Source organism: Nonomuraea sp. NPDC048901 (assembly GCF_040649695.1).
Taxonomy (GTDB): domain Bacteria; phylum Actinomycetota; class Actinomycetes; order Streptosporangiales; family Streptosporangiaceae; genus Nonomuraea.
Window position 1 is genome coordinate 49,031 of record NZ_JBEZFW010000005.1, and the last position, 15,974, is coordinate 65,004.

The window sequence follows — 15,974 nt, forward strand, 5'->3', positions numbered from 1 at the left end:
AAGCGACGAAAAGTGGGCTCGCTCACAGAGCCGGCTGGAGGGCGCGCCGCCTGATCGCCGGGCCGAGCGCCAGCATGGCCACCGCCGACAGCAGCCCGACGCCGCCCACCGTGAACCACAGGGCCTGCGGCCCCACGTCCAGCAGCGCTCCACCGGCCAGCGGCGCCAGCACCGAGGCGACCGACCACGCGAATCCGAACAGCCCCGAATACCGCCCCCGCAGGTGCGCGGGCGCCAGCGCCGCGACGATGGTCCCCGCGATGCCCGCCGTCATGATCTCGCCGGCCGTCCAGACGGCGATGGTGACGCCCAGCCAGACGGCGTCGGTGACGAAGGCGGTGAGCGCGAATCCGGCCCCCGTGATGGCCAGCCCCAGCGCGAGCGTCCTGGCGGCGTCCAGGCGGCCGATCCAGCCGGACACCAGCGGCTGCACGATGACGATCAGCACCCCGTTCAGCGCCATCGCCACGCCGAACTCCCCGGTGGACAGTCCCGCCTGCTTGACCATCGCGACCGGCAGCATGGTCACCGTCTGCATGTACACCAGCGCCTGCCCCAGCACGACGAGCGTGAAGGCGACCATCACCCGGTCACGCAGCACGACGCCGAACCCGCCCGCCGACTCCCGCTCGGCCGTGCGGGTCTCGGGAACCGCCCGCCAGACCAGTACGGCGAAGATCACGCTGCTGACGGCGTCGATCCAGAACAGCCAGCCGAACCCGAGCTGGGCCAGCCACCCGCCCGCCGTCATCCCGACCGCGTAGCCGAGGTTGATGGCCCAGAACAGCAGTCCGTACGCCCTGGGCCGCTCCACCGGCGAGACCAGGTCCGCCACCAGCGCGTTGGACGCGGGCCGGTAGGCGTCGACCACCAGCCCCAGCACGAACATCGAGGTCGTGATCGCGGCCAGGGAGGTGCTGTATCCCAGGCCCAGCATCGCGGCCGCGGTGGCGATCATGCTGCCGGACAGCGTGGCCCGCCGCCCGATCCGGTCGGTCAGCCACCCGCCGAGCAACTGCGAGATCAGCGACCCCGCGCCGAACACGGCCATCACGAGCCCCGCGCCCGCCACCGAGACGCCTCTGGCCTGTGTCAGATAGACGCCGGTGAACGGCATCACCATGGTGCCCAGGCGGTTCACCAGCGTGCCACTCCACAGGGCCCAGAACGGCCGGGGGAGCCCGCCCACCTGGGACCTCAGGAACGATTGCTTCTCAACAACAGTGCTAGTCATGGGACTAAGACTGAGCTTTCGCCTTTGGTGGCCGCGAACGATTTAGGGCACACTAAAAGGTATGTCGGTGATGTGGGTGATGCGGCCTGAGGACGTCGCGCGGATCAGGTTCGCGTTCTCGCCGATGTGGGAGCTGGTCGCCAGCCTGCGTACGCTGCAGGACCCGGCCAGGCAGTCGATCCACCTGCCGTGGATCAAGTGCGTGCGCCCCCGCCTCGCGGCGCTGGACCTGACCGAGCTGTTCGCGCTCGTCCCGCCGAGCGGCTATCTCGCCGACTTCATCACGCCGCCGCCCGACACGCCGCTGCCGGACTTCACCGCCGAGCTGGATCGCGTACGGCTCACTCCGCCCGAACGGGCCCGCGCCGAGGCGGCCGAGGTACGGGGAACCGACCCGGCGGTGATCGAACGGTTCATGGATGATCCGGCGGCGGGCGTGGCCCGGGTCGCCGACGCGCTGCAGGCCTACTGGGAGACGTGCTTCGCCGAGTTCTGGCCGCGCGTCTACGGGCTGCTGGAGCGCGACGTGCTGCGCAGGTCGCGGCAGCTGGCCCAGGGCGGTGCCCGCGAGCTGTTCGCGGCGCTCGATCCGGCCGTGGAGTGGACGGGGGAGCGGCTGCACATCGACCGGCCGTGGTGCACGATGGACAGGGACGGCGCCGGGCTGCACGGCGACGGGCTGGTGCTGGTGCCGAGCGCGTTCTACTGGCCGTCGGTGGCCGTGATGTCGGCCCCGTACCAGTCGATGCTGGTCTATCCGGTGCTGGGCGTCGGGACGCTGTGGGAGCAGGGCCCGCCGCCCGCGCCCGAGGCGCTGGCGGCGCTCATCGGGCGCAGCCGGGCGCGGATCCTGCTCGCGCTGGCCGAGCCCAGCACGACCTCGGCGCTGGCCGGGCGCATGTCGCTCACGCCCGGCGCGGTCAGCCAGCACCTCGGCGTACTCAGCGGCGGCGGGCTGGCCGTCGGGATGCGCGTCGGCAAGCAGGTCGTGTACCGCCGCACCGCCGCGGGCGACGCGCTGGCCGCGAGCACGCCCGCAATGCCGGTCACGCCGGCCCCCACGCCCGCAATGCCGGTCACGCCCGCCCCCACGCTTGCTCCCACGCCCGCCATCGCCGGTCGTCAGGTGTAGCGGGTCGACTCCAGGAGCCAGTCGAGGTGGGCGCGCGGCGCGGCCAGGTAGGCGCACGCCACCTTGCTCACGTCGCGCGCCAGCCTGGGCGTGAGCGTGTCGAGCGGCAGGCTCCGGGCCGCCTCGTGCATGTCCTGGCAGCGCTCGGCGATCCGGTCGAGCACCCAGGCCGTGGCCTCCGGCTGGTCCAGGCCGAGCTGGTGCATCACGACCACGACGAGGTTGTGCCCGTCGCCGCGTTCCTTGGGCAGTGAGGCCACGTCGTTGCACCAGGCGGTCACGTCGGTACAGGCGTCGACGAGCTGCTGCCACGGCTCGCAGGCGTGCACCCACGCGGGCACCTCCACGCGCAGGCACGGCTCCACGAGGTCGTAGAGGTACGGGCCGACGGTCCCCCTGCGCAGCGCCGGATACTGCTCCAGGGTCGGTACGCGGCCCGTGGCGCGGTTCTCGGCCTCGATGCGGCAGGCGTCGTGCTGACGCCGCAGGTTGGCCGCGAACCTGCTCCGCCACAGGTCGCTCATCCGGGCGCTGGTCACCCGCCACAGGTCGGCGAAGGCCGCCTCCAGCGGATGGGCCGCGCCGCCCGCCAGCAGGCCCTGGAAGACCTCCAGCCGGCCCGGCCCCTCGTCGAGCTCGTCGTCGAGGTTGAACAGCCAGGTCAGCCACTGCGCGAACAGCGCCGCCGCGGCCGCGTCGAACTCGGCGAACGCGCGGCCCGCCATGCGGTGGAACCCCACACCGGGACCCGCGTGGAGATGGGTCCGCCGGGCCCAGTCAAGAACGGCCGCCTCGATCGCGTACACGGCCGGATGCATGCGGCAGGGCTCCGCCATGCCGGGCACCCGCTCGGTGAGCACCAGCAGCGTGGTGGCGGCGGGCGCCCCGCGGCGCGGTCCGGGAGCCAGCGGCTTCCACTGCAGCATGGACCTCAGGGCGGTGCGCACCGAGGTGATCACGTCGGTGCTCATAGGGGACCAAAGAGCCAGTTGCCCGCGGCGCTCGGGTCGTCACTGACGTAGTACTGCCAGGCGGCCACGATCAGCTCGTCCACGGTCAGCACGCCCCTGCCCGCCCGGTCGAGCCGGTCGAACGCCTCGTCCACGTCGTCGTAGGCGGTGCCGAAGGCGCTCAGCAGCGTACGGAACTCGCGGGGCCCGATCAGGCCGTCGCCGTCGTCGTCGCAGAGGTCGGCCACGGCCGCCGTGGCCGGCCGGAACACCGGGTCGTACAGGTCGCCCTCGACGAACGCCGCCGCCATGCCTTCGCGGAACTCCTCCCGCAAGATCTGGCAGTCGGCGTCCCGGCCGAGCACTTCGGACAGAGTCGACCAGATCCCGTCGAAACCGGCGACGAGATCGCTGCCGGTGACCGAGGTTGGGGACTCTCCGAATCCCACCAGGAGCCGTGCACCCAACCCCAGCAGGTCCACACGCTCGATGACGCCCCCGTCGCCCGCGTCGATGTGGTCGAAAGCCCTATCAAGCTTGTGATTGAGCAGGTCGATAGCCACCAATGCCTCCCCCGAGACTGACTGCGTGATCACGATAGGTCCGGCCGGGCTCTTTGTCAGCGAGGCTCGCACCGGGACCCCACGTAACGTGTGCGAAACACGGACACGGCATCCTGATAGGGAACTCAGTACTGTCTTCGCTAGGGGATGCTTTGGACCGCCAGCAGGAGTTCGTGCTCCGCACGCTCGAGGAACGCGACATCCGGTTCATCCGGCTCTGGTTCACCGACGTTCTCGGCTTCCTGAAGTCGGTGGCGATAGCCCCGGCCGAGCTCGAAGGCGCCTTCGCCGAGGGCATCGGCTTCGACGGCTCGGCCATCGAGGGCTTCGCCCGGGTCTACGAGGCCGACATGCTGGCCAAGCCGGACCCGGCGACGTTCCAGATCCTGCCGTGGCGCAGTGAGACGCCGGGCGCGGGCCGCATCTTCTGCGACATCCTCATGCCGGACGGCTCGCCGTCGCACGCCGACCCGCGCTGGGTGCTCAAGCGCACGCTCGCCAAGTGCGCCGACATGGGCTTCACCTTCTACACCCACCCGGAGATCGAGTTCTTCCTGCTGAAGAACCGGCCCGAGCCGGGTCAGCGCCCCGAGCCGATCGACTCCGGCGGCTACTTCGACCACACCCCGCACAGCTCGGGCCACGACTTCAGGCGCCAGGCGATCATGATGCTGGAGTCGATGGGCATCTCGGTCGAGTTCAGCCACCACGAGGGCGCGCCCGGCCAGCAGGAGATCGACCTGCGCTACGCCGACGCGCTCACCACGGCCGACAACATCATGACCTTCCGGCTGGTGATGAAGGAGGTCGCGCTGGAGCAGGGCATCTGGGCCTCCTTCATGCCCAAGCCGTTCACCGAGCACCCGGGCTCCGGCATGCACACCCACATGTCGCTGTTCGAGGGCGACCGCAACGCCTTCTACGAGGCCGGCGCCGACTACCAGCTCTCCAAGACCGGCCGCTCGTTCATCGCCGGGCTGCTCAAGCACGCCGCCGAGATCACGGCCATCACCAACCAGTGGGTCAACTCCTACAAGCGCCTCTGGGGCGGCGCGGAGGCCATCGCGGGCCAGGGCGGCGAGGCGCCGTCCTACGTCTGCTGGGGCCACAACAACCGGTCCGCGCTGGTACGAGTGCCGATGTACAAGCCGCACAAGGGCGGCTCGACCCGCATCGAGTTCCGCTCGCTCGACTCGGCCTGCAACCCCTACCTGGCCTTCGCGCTGATCCTCTCGGCCGGCCTGAAGGGCATCGAGGAGGGCTACGAGCTCCCGGCCGCCGCCGAGGACAACGTGTGGACGCTCACCAGCGCCGAGCGGCGCGCCCTGGGCATCCAGCCGCTGCCGCAGTCGCTGGACGAGGCCATCGCGGTCATGGAGCAGAGCGAGCTGGTGGCCGAGACGCTGGGCGAGCACGTCTTCGACTTCTTCCTGCGCAACAAGCGGGCGGAGTGGCGCGACTTCCGCCGCCAGGTCACGGAGTTCGAGCTTGGCCGCTACCTGCCGGTCCTGTAAGCGCGGGGCGGCGGGTCCGTCGTGACACCCGCCGCCCGAGCTTCGCGCCCGACGGTGTCGGTGCCGCACCTCGGCTTGGTGTCAACAGGTCGTATCGACATTTTCCAGAACGAGTTAAATCGTCGGCTTCCCCAGAGTACCGCCGAGGGTGCCGGGTATCCACCTGCCGGAAACCTGGATTAGGGCGGCGAATTGTCCCAGAAAGCGGGACTGACGCCGCCCTTGCCGACGACTCGACGGAGGACGACTCGTGACCATTACGCCGACTTTGCAGGCACCGCCATTTCCCGGCGTCATCAAAAAGCCTCAGGAGGGCGAAGCCGTAAAGAAATGGCAGCAGCGGATTCAGGACCGCGGCTGGCACATCAAAGTAGACGGGATCTATGGACCAGAGAGCGAGCGTCTCTGCAAGAACTTCCAGGCCGAGAAGCACCTGCAGGTCACCGGCATCGTCGACGAGACGACGTGGGACAAGACGTGGACGGCCCCGAGCGCGGTGGCCCCGCCGTTCCCCGGTCGCGTCCTCATGCAGCCGCCGATCATGAACGGCGAGGATGTGCGGCAGTGGCAGGACGAGATTAACAAGCGCGGCTGGCCCCTCATGGTCGACGGGAGCTACGGGCCAAAGAGCGAAGAAATCTGCCGCCAATTCCAGAAAGAGCACGCTCTCGTGGTCGACGGTCGCGTCGGGCGGAACACATGGACCAATACCTGGGTAGAGACGATCTGAACTCGCTTGCCGAAAGTCGGAGCGAAAGTCGTACTTTCGCTTAGTTCAGACCTCGTCCGGCCAGGGCGGCCCTTCACCAGCAAAATGCGGTGAGGGGCCGCGCGCGTCGATACACTCCGCATCCTCTGCAGGCGGCGCCTGCCGGCGCGGCCTCCGCCGTTTTCGCGTGGTCGATCTCCGGCCCGGCGATTCGCTCAAACCGCGTCGACGCGCCAGGCGAGCACGCGGCCGTATCGCGACTGGCCGTACACGTGCAGTTCCCCGCGGATGGTCGCCGCGGCCACGGAGCGTACCGGGCGGGCGAACGCGCCCAGGACGGCCACCCGGCGCCGCGGGGCGGCGGCGTCCCACAGCGTCACCGTGCCGTCCTCGGTCCCGGTCACCAGCAGGACCCGATCGTCGTGCTCGACCAGGCTCAGGCAGGTGACGGTCGAAGTGTGCGGGATCCACTCCCGGAGCTCTCCGGCGGCGGCGTCCCAAAGGTGTACATACCTCCCGCTGCCGACGGCGAGTACGTCGTGATCGGCGATGTGACTCATGGCCAGGCCCGCACCGGCGTCGTCCACGCCGAGCGTCCGGATGTGCCGGCCGGTCAGCGGGTTCCACAGGTCCACCTCGCCGTCGCGCCGCGTGGCCAGCACCGGCTGATCCCCGGCCCGGCCGAAGGCGCTCTCGCTCAGCGCGAACCCCCACCTGGGCAGCTTGGCCACGCACTCCTGGGTGACCGGGTCCCACACCTCGGCGCCGGCGGCGAGCAGCGCCCGGCCGTCGACCTCGCCGAAGGCGAGAGCGGTGGGTGAGGAGTGGTCCAGGCCGCCGAAGGTGACCCGGCCGCCCTCGGCGTCGTCCTTCCGCGCGATCCCGCGGATCTTGCTCAGCGGCTGCCACAGCATGGTGCCGTACGAGGCACAGCCACTGCTCGCGATGTACGGCCGACCGGCCACCTGCCCGGCCGTCAAGCCTCGGCAGCAGTGGTCGTAGGGCGAGATGTCGCAGTCGTGGCCACGGCCGCTCTGGCGGCAGCCCACTGAGCCGATCTTCTTCCCGTCCGCCGCGTCCACCAGGAGCACGGTGTCGCTGTGCGTGCCGACGGCCAGGGCGGGCGTGCCTTGCTCCGTGGTGAACAGCGCCAGCCCTGACCCGCCGTAGCCGGTCCGCCGGTGCTGGTGCGGCGTCTGCGCGTCCCACACCTGCACCGTCCCGTCGAGCCCGCCCGTGGCCAGGCAGAGACGTCCCGCCAGGCTCCCGAAGGCGGCGGTCGTGATCAGGCGGGTGTCGGCGTCCAGGTCGATGTCCGTCTTGTGGCCTGGGTGGCTGATCACCGCCTTCGCGGGCCGTTCCCACTTCTTGCCGGTGTCGGTGTGGTTCGCCACGAGCATGACGTTCCGCCCGGCGTGGGTCGTCATGGCCACCGGTCCCTGGTCGCGGTCGAACCCTCGGCCGCGGGACTTGTCGCGGAGGTCGTCCAGTTTCAGGTAGACCAGTTCGCGGCTTTGCACCGTGTAGCCGGGCGGGTGTTCGATGCGGACCACCACACCGACCTCGGGCCGGCCGTTCTCCTCGCCTATCAGTAGGGGCGGAGTGAGGCCGTCCTGCTCCATGTCCTCCCAGATGTCGTCCAGTTCGGCCGTCGCCAGTCGCTCGCCGGTGGTGACGTCCCACACGTGCAGCTCGTACGGGGACAGGGCGGCCAGCACCGTCCGCTCGCCCAGCTTCGTCACACCGAGGTCGAGTACCGCGTCCCGCTCCTCCGCGCGCAGTGCGCGTACGAGCTCGCCGGTGGCCGGATCCAGCAGGTCGACGCGCCCGTCCTCGTCGTCCTCCGGGTAGCCGCGGTTGTAGAAGCCGATGGCTACGGCGAGCAGCGTCCGCCCACCCTCGGCCTCGACGAAGGCCAGGGCTGTCGGGTAGCCGCCGGTCAGGTCGCGGGTGAATCCGCTCGCTCCGGTGAGCGGATTCCAGGTACGGATCGTGCCGCCGTCGTCGCCGCCGGCCAGCATCGGGTGGCCGTCCACCACGCCGAACACCAGGGCGCGGACGCTCGCCGTATGACCTTCTAGGTCCGGCGCGGCCTGGTCGGAATGGCCCTCCAGCTCCGATCCGGACTGGTCGAACACGGCGCGCAGCCGTACCACGTGGTCGTCGCCGCCGCTGGCCACCAACGTGCGGCCCTCGAACTCGCCCACCGCCACCGCCCAGACCGGGCCGTCGTGCCGGGCCGGGCACACGTGGAAGGCCGTGGGTTGTTCGCCGGTCTCCCACGCCAGGGTCCAAGTCCCCGGCTCTGCCGAGTCCAATGCCGCCAGGGCCTCCGGTTCCTCGGCGGCGGCGGTCGCGCGCAGGAACTCGAGCCGTTCAGAGCCGGGCAGCGTGCGGAGCCGCGGGAGCGCCCGGCGATAGGCCCGCAGCAAGGCCGGTGGCCAGGACCCGTCGAGCGCGCCGTGCGGGAGCGCCGGACCGGCCTCGATCAACGAGGTGAGATCGAGCGGCATGGGCGCTGTCCCTCCTCTTGCGCTCGATCCTCTTGCGCTCGATCAGAACCTAATGATCGTGATCGCCAAGGTATGGCGGGCTTCGCCGAATCGTGATCATCTGGGCAGCGGTCATCACCTCTCCCTGGTGGAACCGGCGCATCATTTGGGTCCCGAGCGTCGGCTCGGGTGGATGGCGCGGCGGTCACTGGAACGCGTAGCACTCCACTTCGGCTCGGCGATACGACAGGTGCTTGGCCACGGAGTCCCGCACGCACGCGCGTTCGTTCGCGCTCAGCCGCAACATGCCGCACACGGTCACGCTGGAATAGGTGCGGCAATCCAGCGAGGGATCGACCTCCCCGACGCGGTAGTTCGCCCTGACCGCCGCGCGGCACTCCGAACGTGCCTGCGATGTGTTGGCGTACCTGCATTGATGCAGCAGGACCTCGTACTGGGATTCGCTGACCTGGTGGCGGTCGCCGTCCCAGGCGGGGATCGTTCCGAACATGGGGAGCAGCCACAACCCGGCGGTGGCGATGATGAATTTCATGGCTTCCCTCCAACACGCGCGAGGCACTGCCGGGGAGATGTCGCAGTCCACATCACCTGCTGAGCTACCCAAGCCAGGATATTTCAGTCGCAGGTCGTGGCCTCGTGGCAGCCGGTCCCACGGTTCGGCCCACGTTGAGGAACGGAGTAACCGCCCATGGCGGTGCCGTTCAGGAAGTCGCGGCTCTGTTTCTCCAGATTCGCTCCTGGATCACCCGCCCTCCCCGCCGCAGGTCGTGATGGCTAGCTTGATCGGGAGCTCACGCCTGATGCGGCGCCCCCTCGGCGAGGGGCCGCCGCGTCGTTGGATCAGAAGTACTTCGAGGTCAGGTCCGTCGTCGGCCAGGTGGTGATCTTGACGGCGTTCATCTGGTCGTCGATCACGTCGAAGTCCGGCGTCCCCGTCTCCTCGCGCCGGTTGAACACCGCCGCGTAGCTCCAGCCGTTCTGCAGCCGCGCCAGGTACGAGAACGTGCCCGGCATCGAGCCGTTGTGCCAGGTGTTGAGGTGCCCGGTCACCTGCCGGACCCACCAGCCGCCGCCGTACCAGGAACCGGAGGAGGTGACGCCGGTCTCCGGCTTGGCGAACAGTTTGGCGATCGACGCCGTGCTCAGCACCGTGCCCGGCCGGTCGAAGGCGAGCGTCCAGCGGACGAGGTCCACGGCCGAGGCCAGCCAGCCGCCGTTGGCGTCCTGGTTGGGCATGTTGAAGCCGCCGTACGGGTACGGCACGACGGTGCCCGACTCGTCCATGACGGTCTTGTTCGTGTACTGGGACTGGTACATCACCTCGCCGGCCGCGGCCTCGGTCCTGAGGCTCTTGCCGAGGCGCATCCGGGTGATGCCGAGGGGCTTGAGCAGCTTCGTCTTGACGTACGTCTCGTACGACATGCCCGACACCTTCTCGATGATCCGGCCGAGCAGCATGTAGCCGTAGTTGCTGTAGACCATCTTCGAGCCGGGGGCGAAGTCGAGCGGCCGGCCAGTGGCGTACTTGATGATCTCGGCGTGGCCGATCGGCAGCGGCACGTCCAGCGCGGCCGAGATCGTGTGGTCCAGCCAGAGCTGGTCCTGCTTGGAGGTGTCGCGGTCCCAGCCGCCCAGGTGCTGCATCAGCCGGAGCACGGTGACCTGGTTCATCCGGGTGTCGGCGGGGGTGAGGCCGAGCAGCGTGGTCACCTTGGCCGAAAGGCTCAGCTTGCCGTCCTGCACCAGCCGCATGATGGCGGCGGAGGTGATGTTCTTGCTCAGGCTGGCGATGCGGAACAACGACGTCGGAGTGACGGCGGGGATCGCCTGGGCGCCGGTGTTGTAACGATAGCCACGGGCCAGGACGATCTTTCCGCTCTTCATGACCGCCAGCTGGGCGCAGGAGATCTCGCGTTCCTTCACGAAGGTCTTGATCACGTTGTCGAACCCGGCCAAGGACGCGGGAGCGGTCCCCGACGTCTCCACCACCGGAACGGGTGCGGCGAGCGCCGGCCGAGCCGTCATCGCGGCGGCGGGTACGGCAATGGCCCCCGCTTTGAGAAGGCTCCTACGAGTGAGCATCCGGCGAGTGAGCATTGTCACTTCTGACTCCCAGGTAACGTCCGTGCAAAGTTGGGCCCGTATCTTACGGACATGGAGGATCCGGCGCAGCCCGGGTCTCCCGCTGGGAAGTTTCACGCCCCCGCGCGGGTTATGCGGTGGGCAAAGACCCGTTCAGGTTGTGGGAAACTGATCGTCCGTTAAAATCGGCTCGTTCCAAAACGACTTTTCGGATATTTCGCCATATGGGCGATGTTGGAGGGTGTGGCATGACGACGGCTGCCCTGCAGACCGTGCTGACCGTTCCTGAGCGTTTCAGGGGCCCGGCTGGAGTCGCCAACGGCGGCTGGATAGCCGGCACCATGGCGGAGGCCTTGGGCGGCGACAGATCGGCGGTCGAGGTCACGCTGCACGCGCCCACCCCGTTGGAGACCGATCTGTGCCTGGAGCACGTCGCCAACACGGTGTCCCTCCACGAGGGCGACAAACTGCTGGTCGAGGCCATCCCGGTGGCCGAGGACCTGACGGCGCCCGAGTTCGTGCCGTTCAACGACGCCGCCCGCGCCGAGGCCGGTTTCCCCGGCTGGCGGGGCCACGCCTTCCCCGAGTGCTTCGCGTGCGGGCTGCGCGAGCCGGGTGACGGGCTGCGGATCTTCCCCGGCCCGGTCGAGGGGACCGACCTGGTGGCCGCTGGGTGGCGGGTGCCGTTCACGGTGGCCGACGAGGACGGCGTGCCCGCCTCCGTGGTGGGTGCGGCGCTCGACTGCGTCACCGGCTGGGCCCACTTCAAGCCCGGCGAGTCGGCGCTGCTCGGGCGGCTGGCCGTACAGATCCATGGGCGGCTGTACGCGGGCGGGGCCTACTCCGTCGTGGCCCGCGCGACCGGCCGCGAGGGGCGCAAGCTGTTCGGCGAGAGCGCGATCTACGAGGTCGACGGCACCCTGGTGGCCGCCGCCCGCGCCACCTGGATCGCTCCCCGCGAAGCCTGAGACGCAGGCTTCAGGATCCGGACGTGAGCCGGTCGGCGACGATCGACGCGCAGCGCTCGTCGAACATGATCGTGTAGTGGTTGCAGCCGGGGATCACCTCGTCGGCGAGCCCCGGCAGGCGCGCGGTCCACGTGGCGGCCAGCGCGTCGGGCAGCATGCCGGTGTCTTGATTGAGCAGCCCGCGCGGCGCCCTGATCAGCGAGAGTGGCGCCCCGATCGCGCTCAGCGCCGCGCCGATGCGCTCGGACTCGGTGAGCATCCACCGCCCGTCCTCGCGCACCGCGTCACCGGCCACGCGCGAGCGCAGCGCGCCCTCGGTGCCGGTCAGGTCATAGCGCACGTACGCCTCGGCGTCGGCGTTCCAGCTGTCGAGGAAGGCCGGGTGCGCCATGAAGAAGCCGACGTACGCCTCCGGTGTCGGGAATGTCCGGCGCAGCCGTTCCACGGCCGGTCCCAGGGTGGCCTCCAGGACCGCGTCGGGATCGGCGCCCTCGGGCAGCGGCAGCGGCAACCCGCCGTCGACGAGCACCACGCGGGCGAAGTCGCGTTCGGCACCGGCCAGCGCGGCGACGTAGGCGCCCATGGAGTGCCCGGTCAGCACCGTCTCGGGGCCCGCGCCCACGTGGTCGGCCACGCGCAGCACGTCTTCCGCGTGCCGGGTCAGCCCGTACGGGCCGGGCAGCGCGGCGCTGTGCCCGCGACCGCGCAGGTCCATCGCGACCAGAGACCAGTCGGCGGGCAGCAGCCGCGCCACCGCGGCCCAGGCCATCAGGGAGGCGGTGATCCCGTGCACCGCGATGATCAGGCGTGGTCCCGTGCCGAACGTGGCGACCCGCATGCCGTCGACCTCGTCGAGTCTCATAGCCGGGATCTTAAGGACAAACCTTCTGGTACGGCACTCCCGACACGAAGCTTCGCCACTCGCCGGGGCTCAGCGACCGGCCGGTGCGGGCGCAGATCGCGGCCACCATCTTGCCCGGCTCGACCGGCCGCTCGCGTAGGGCCCCTGCCTCGTCCAGGGTGAGCACTCCCGAGCCGTCGGTGGTGAACGCCGGGCCGTAAAGCTTGCCGCCGCTGCCGTCGCCGTCGTCGAGCGTGCCCAGGTCCGCGCCGGCGGCCAGGTCGACGAGCCGTAAACGGTGGTCGCGCGTGACCAGCGCGACCACGTCCTCGCTGGGTGACCTGACCGCGACGTCCCCGCCCTCGAGCCGGCCCAGGGCGGCCTGGCGGGCCCGCTTCCCGGTGGCGGTGTCGTAGACGCTCACGCGACCGCGGGAGTCCACGACCGCCAGTGACCTGCCGTCGTGGGTGAAGACCACGTCGGTGACGGTCGTGCCCCGGCCGGTGCCCCCGAACGGCTTGCCCAGCCGCCTGCCCGACGCCGCGTCGAACAGGTACTGCTCGCCGGACCCCACCGCCAGTACCTTGCCGTCGGGGGAGAAGTCGGCGTCATGTACCTCGCCCACCTTGGCCGACCACAGCTGGCGCTTCGACTTCCAGTCCCAGACGCTCACCGCGTAGCGGCGGGACACGTCCTCGTCGCTGTACTCCAGCCCGGTGGCCAGCTTCGTGCCGTCGGGGCTGAAGGCCAGGAAGGAGGTCGTGTATTCCGCCAGGTCGCCGCGGGGCGCCGCCTGCGCGAGCGTGCGCCGCGTGCCGGTGTCGAGGACCGTGAACCCGCTGATGCTGCCCACCGCGGCCAGCCGCCCGTCGGGGCTGATCGCCGCGGCGTCCACCGGGTCGGAACCGGGCTTCTTCAGCACCGGGGCGCCGAGTGGCCGGCGCGGGTCGGCGAGGAAGACCTTGTAGCCGTCATCGGAGGTCAGGGCCTGCCGCGCACCAGGACCGAACTTGGCCCACCACCACGAGGGCGCCTTCTTCGGCCTGCGCACCGGGAAGTCGCTCAGGTCCACGGTGAGGACGCGGTCCTCGCTGAGATAGCGCAGGGTGTGGCCGTCGAAGCCGACCTGAGGCAGCGGCACGGAATCGTCCTCAGTGCCGCCGGGCAGGGTCAGCGTGGTGAGCAGTCTGTCGTATGCCCGCCAGACCTGGATGTTCTGCCCGGTCGCCGAGGCAAGCAACCGCCCGTCGGCGCTGAAGGTCACCGCGCCGCCGTTCCAGATGTCCACCTCGTTCCCGAGATTCTCCGTCTGTCCGCCTGGGCGGTACGTGATCCGCAGCTTTCCGCCCACGAGCCGCACCGCCGACTTGCCGTCGGGTGAGACGACCGGGCGAGTGGCGAGCGGGCTCTTCGTCCGGGTGCCGGTCCGCAGGTCCCAGGTGTATTCGTCCTGGTCGAGGATGATCAGCGCGTACCGGTCGGTCGTCCCGTACTGGACGCCGACCGAGGTGCCCGTGTCGTCGCCCACGTCATGGCTGAATGTCCACGTCCCGGCGGCCTTGCCGGTGCGCAGGTCCCACACATGGGCCCGCTTGTTGGTGGCGACCAGCAGATTCCGGCCGGTGGGGGAGAGGGCGGCGGTCAGCGGCCGCTCGCCCGCCAGGCCCAGCCGGCCGATGCCGCCGCTCCGCTTGCCGGTGCGTACGTCCCAGAGCCTGACCGCGTCGTCGCTCACGCTGGCCAGCGTCCTGCCGTCGCGGCTCAGCAGCCGCAGCGCGTCGCCCGAGGCGGCGGGGTCCCTGAACGCGGCGACCTCGCGCTGCGCCAGCGAAGCGGTCAGCGCGGCCCTGGTCTGCGGGGTCCGGTCCAGCCGCCAGGCGGCCACGCTCAGCAGCATCGCCGCTCTCGGGTCGCTCTTGCGCAGCGTGCCCGCGAACTGCGCCAGCCGCGCCGCCTCCGCCTGGTCGCGCTGCGCGGCGATCCGATCGGCCCGCTCGTCGGCGAGCGCGCTCTGCTGGACGGCCAGGCCGGTCGCGAGCAGCGAGATCACCAGCAGGGCCGCCAGGCTGATGGAGATGAGCCTGGTCCGCCTGCTCCTGCGCCTGGTCAGACCGGCGCCCGCGTCGAGGAAGTCGCGTTCGGCGGTGGACAGGGTGATGTTCCTGCGGGCCGTGGCCGCCCACCGCAGCGCGTTCTCCAGGCTGCTGCCCTGCAACAGGTCGCCGTCTTTGCGCCCGGCCCGAGCCCACCGCTGCGCGGCGGTCAGGATCTCCTTGTGTACGGCCAGGCCGTCCCGGTTGGCCTCGACCCAGCGGCGATAGCGCGGCCAGGCGAGGGGCATGGCGGGGCGGGCCAGCCAGACCTCCTCGCCTTCCCTGGACAGCAGGTAGCCGAACACCTCCAGGATCCGGGTGATCGACGAGACCTCGGGCAGCGGCCGGCCCTCGACGAGTTCGGCCAGCTCCGCCCGCCGTACCGCGAGGCCGCCCTGCTCGCTCACCGTGATCAGCCGCAGGAAGACCTCAGGCGCGAGTTCGCGCTCCTCGGCGGACAGCAGCGCGTACGCCTCCTCGGCCAGCGTGCCCAGCGCGGGATCGTGGGCGGGGGCGCCCACCCGCGCGGCCTCCCTGCCGCCGGCGGCGAGCAGCAGGCCGGTGTCGAGGCCGCCCTCGGCGCTCACCAGGGCCAGCAGCAGCTCCCGAGCGGACGGGCGCTCCAGCGGCTCCTTGCTGAGCGCCGCGGCCACCAGCGGGCGCAGCGTGGTGGGCAGCACGCTCAGGTCGGGCCGGGCCGACAGCACCCGGTGCATGACCGCGCCCAGGTTCTCGGCTTCGAACGGGTCGGTGCCGCTCGCCGCGTAGACCATGATCGCGCCCCAGGCGAACACGTCGGCGGGCGTCCCGGCCCGCTGCCCGCCGAACACCTCGGGCGCCATGTACGTGGGCGTGCCCGTCACCAGGCCCGTCGCGGTGAGCGACATCTCCGCGGTCCGCGCCACGCCGAAGTCGATCACCCGCGGCCCGTCGGGGCCGAGCAGCACGTTGTCGGGCTTCAGATCGCGGTGGATCACCCCGGCGTCGTGGATGGCGGTCAGCGCGGTCGCCACGGCCGTGGCCAGCCGGTGCAGCTCGCCGCCGCCGAAGCGGCGTCCCTCCGAGACGGCCTTGCGCAAGCTGGGGCCCTGGACGTACTCGCTGACGATGTACGGCCTGGGCCCCTCCAGGTCGGCTTCCAGGACGCTCGCGGTGCAGAACGCGGCCACCCGGCGCGCCGCGGTCGCCTCCCTGGCCAGTTGCGCCGACTGGTCGCCGTGCAGCACCTTGATCGCCACCCGGCGGCCGTCCTCGGCGTAGCCCTCGTAGACCACGCCCTGTCCGCCCGTGCCGAGCCGCCCGGCCAGCCAGTAGTTGCCCAGCCGCTGGGGATCCCCGTCGATCAACTTGTCCACGGGCAGTTGGATGCGTGCGG

At 70.6% G+C, this 15,974-nt stretch carries 12 protein-coding genes; 4 read left to right on the plus strand and 8 right to left on the minus strand.

Annotation, left to right across the window (positions count from 1 at the left end; translation table 11 throughout):
* Positions 1-22: 22 nt before the first annotated feature.
* A complete protein-coding gene (locus AB0C30_RS17875; RefSeq protein ID WP_357944754.1) occupies positions 23-1,234 on the minus strand; it encodes an MFS transporter in 1,212 nt (403 codons plus the stop codon).
* A gap of 61 nt (positions 1,235-1,295) precedes the next feature.
* Here AB0C30_RS17875 and AB0C30_RS17880 point away from each other — a divergent pair, with 61 nt between their 5' ends.
* Entirely contained in the window at positions 1,296-2,366 is a 1,071-nt protein-coding gene (locus tag AB0C30_RS17880) for a DUF5937 family protein (RefSeq protein ID WP_357944757.1), read from the plus strand.
* On the opposite strand, the gene AB0C30_RS17885 is transcribed toward AB0C30_RS17880, so the two are convergent.
* On the minus strand, positions 2,357-3,337 hold the full coding sequence (locus AB0C30_RS17885) for a terpene synthase family protein (protein WP_357944760.1): 981 nt from the start codon (positions 3,335-3,337) through the stop codon (positions 2,357-2,359). The genes AB0C30_RS17880 and AB0C30_RS17885 overlap by 10 nt on opposite strands.
* Positions 3,334-3,879 carry a hypothetical protein gene (locus AB0C30_RS17890; protein ID WP_357944762.1) on the minus strand — a complete coding sequence of 182 codons (546 nt, stop codon included), beginning with the start codon at positions 3,877-3,879 and terminating at the stop codon, positions 3,334-3,336. The genes AB0C30_RS17885 and AB0C30_RS17890 overlap by 4 nt, the downstream gene beginning before the upstream one ends.
* Positions 3,880-4,031: 152 nt before the next feature.
* Here AB0C30_RS17890 and glnA point away from each other — a divergent pair, with 152 nt between their 5' ends.
* Together glnA and AB0C30_RS17900 are read left to right on the plus strand one after the other, a co-directional pair.
* Positions 4,032-5,393, plus strand: a complete 1,362-nt coding sequence (gene glnA, locus AB0C30_RS17895) for a type I glutamate--ammonia ligase (protein WP_357944764.1) — start codon at positions 4,032-4,034, stop codon at positions 5,391-5,393.
* A 250-nt stretch (positions 5,394-5,643) separates the two neighbouring features.
* On the plus strand, positions 5,644-6,123 hold the full coding sequence (locus tag AB0C30_RS17900; RefSeq protein WP_357944767.1) for a peptidoglycan-binding protein: 480 nt from the start codon (positions 5,644-5,646) through the stop codon (positions 6,121-6,123).
* 194 nt (positions 6,124-6,317) lie between these two features.
* Here AB0C30_RS17900 and AB0C30_RS17905 read toward each other — a convergent pair whose 3' ends face one another.
* The 3 genes from AB0C30_RS17905 to AB0C30_RS17915 all read right to left on the minus strand — a co-directional run bounded on the left by AB0C30_RS17905 (position 6,318) and on the right by AB0C30_RS17915 (position 10,712).
* Entirely contained in the window at positions 6,318-8,615 is a 2,298-nt protein-coding gene (locus tag AB0C30_RS17905; RefSeq protein ID WP_357944770.1) for a WD40 repeat domain-containing protein, read from the minus strand.
* A gap of 184 nt (positions 8,616-8,799) precedes the next feature.
* On the minus strand, positions 8,800-9,147 hold the full coding sequence (locus AB0C30_RS17910) for a hypothetical protein (RefSeq protein WP_357944773.1): 348 nt from the start codon (positions 9,145-9,147) through the stop codon (positions 8,800-8,802).
* Between the two features lie 308 nt (positions 9,148-9,455).
* Positions 9,456-10,712: a serine hydrolase domain-containing protein gene (locus AB0C30_RS17915; protein WP_357946329.1), complete on the minus strand. Its 1,257-nt coding sequence runs from the start codon at positions 10,710-10,712 to the stop codon at positions 9,456-9,458.
* 233 nt (positions 10,713-10,945) lie between these two features.
* Between AB0C30_RS17915 and AB0C30_RS17920 the strand changes: the two genes are divergently transcribed.
* The gene (locus AB0C30_RS17920) at positions 10,946-11,665 is read left to right on the plus strand and encodes a hypothetical protein (protein WP_357944775.1); all 720 of its coding nucleotides are present in this window, start codon (positions 10,946-10,948) and stop codon (positions 11,663-11,665) included.
* A 10-nt stretch (positions 11,666-11,675) separates the two neighbouring features.
* Here the strand turns inward: AB0C30_RS17920 and AB0C30_RS17925 are convergent, their stop codons facing one another.
* Positions 11,676-12,527, minus strand: coding sequence for an alpha/beta hydrolase (locus AB0C30_RS17925; RefSeq protein ID WP_357944778.1), 852 nt, complete (start codon positions 12,525-12,527; stop codon positions 11,676-11,678).
* Between the two features lie 10 nt (positions 12,528-12,537).
* A complete protein-coding gene (locus AB0C30_RS17930) occupies positions 12,538-15,954 on the minus strand; it encodes a serine/threonine-protein kinase (RefSeq protein ID WP_357944780.1) in 3,417 nt (1,138 codons plus the stop codon).
* Positions 15,955-15,974: the final 20 nt, after the last annotated feature.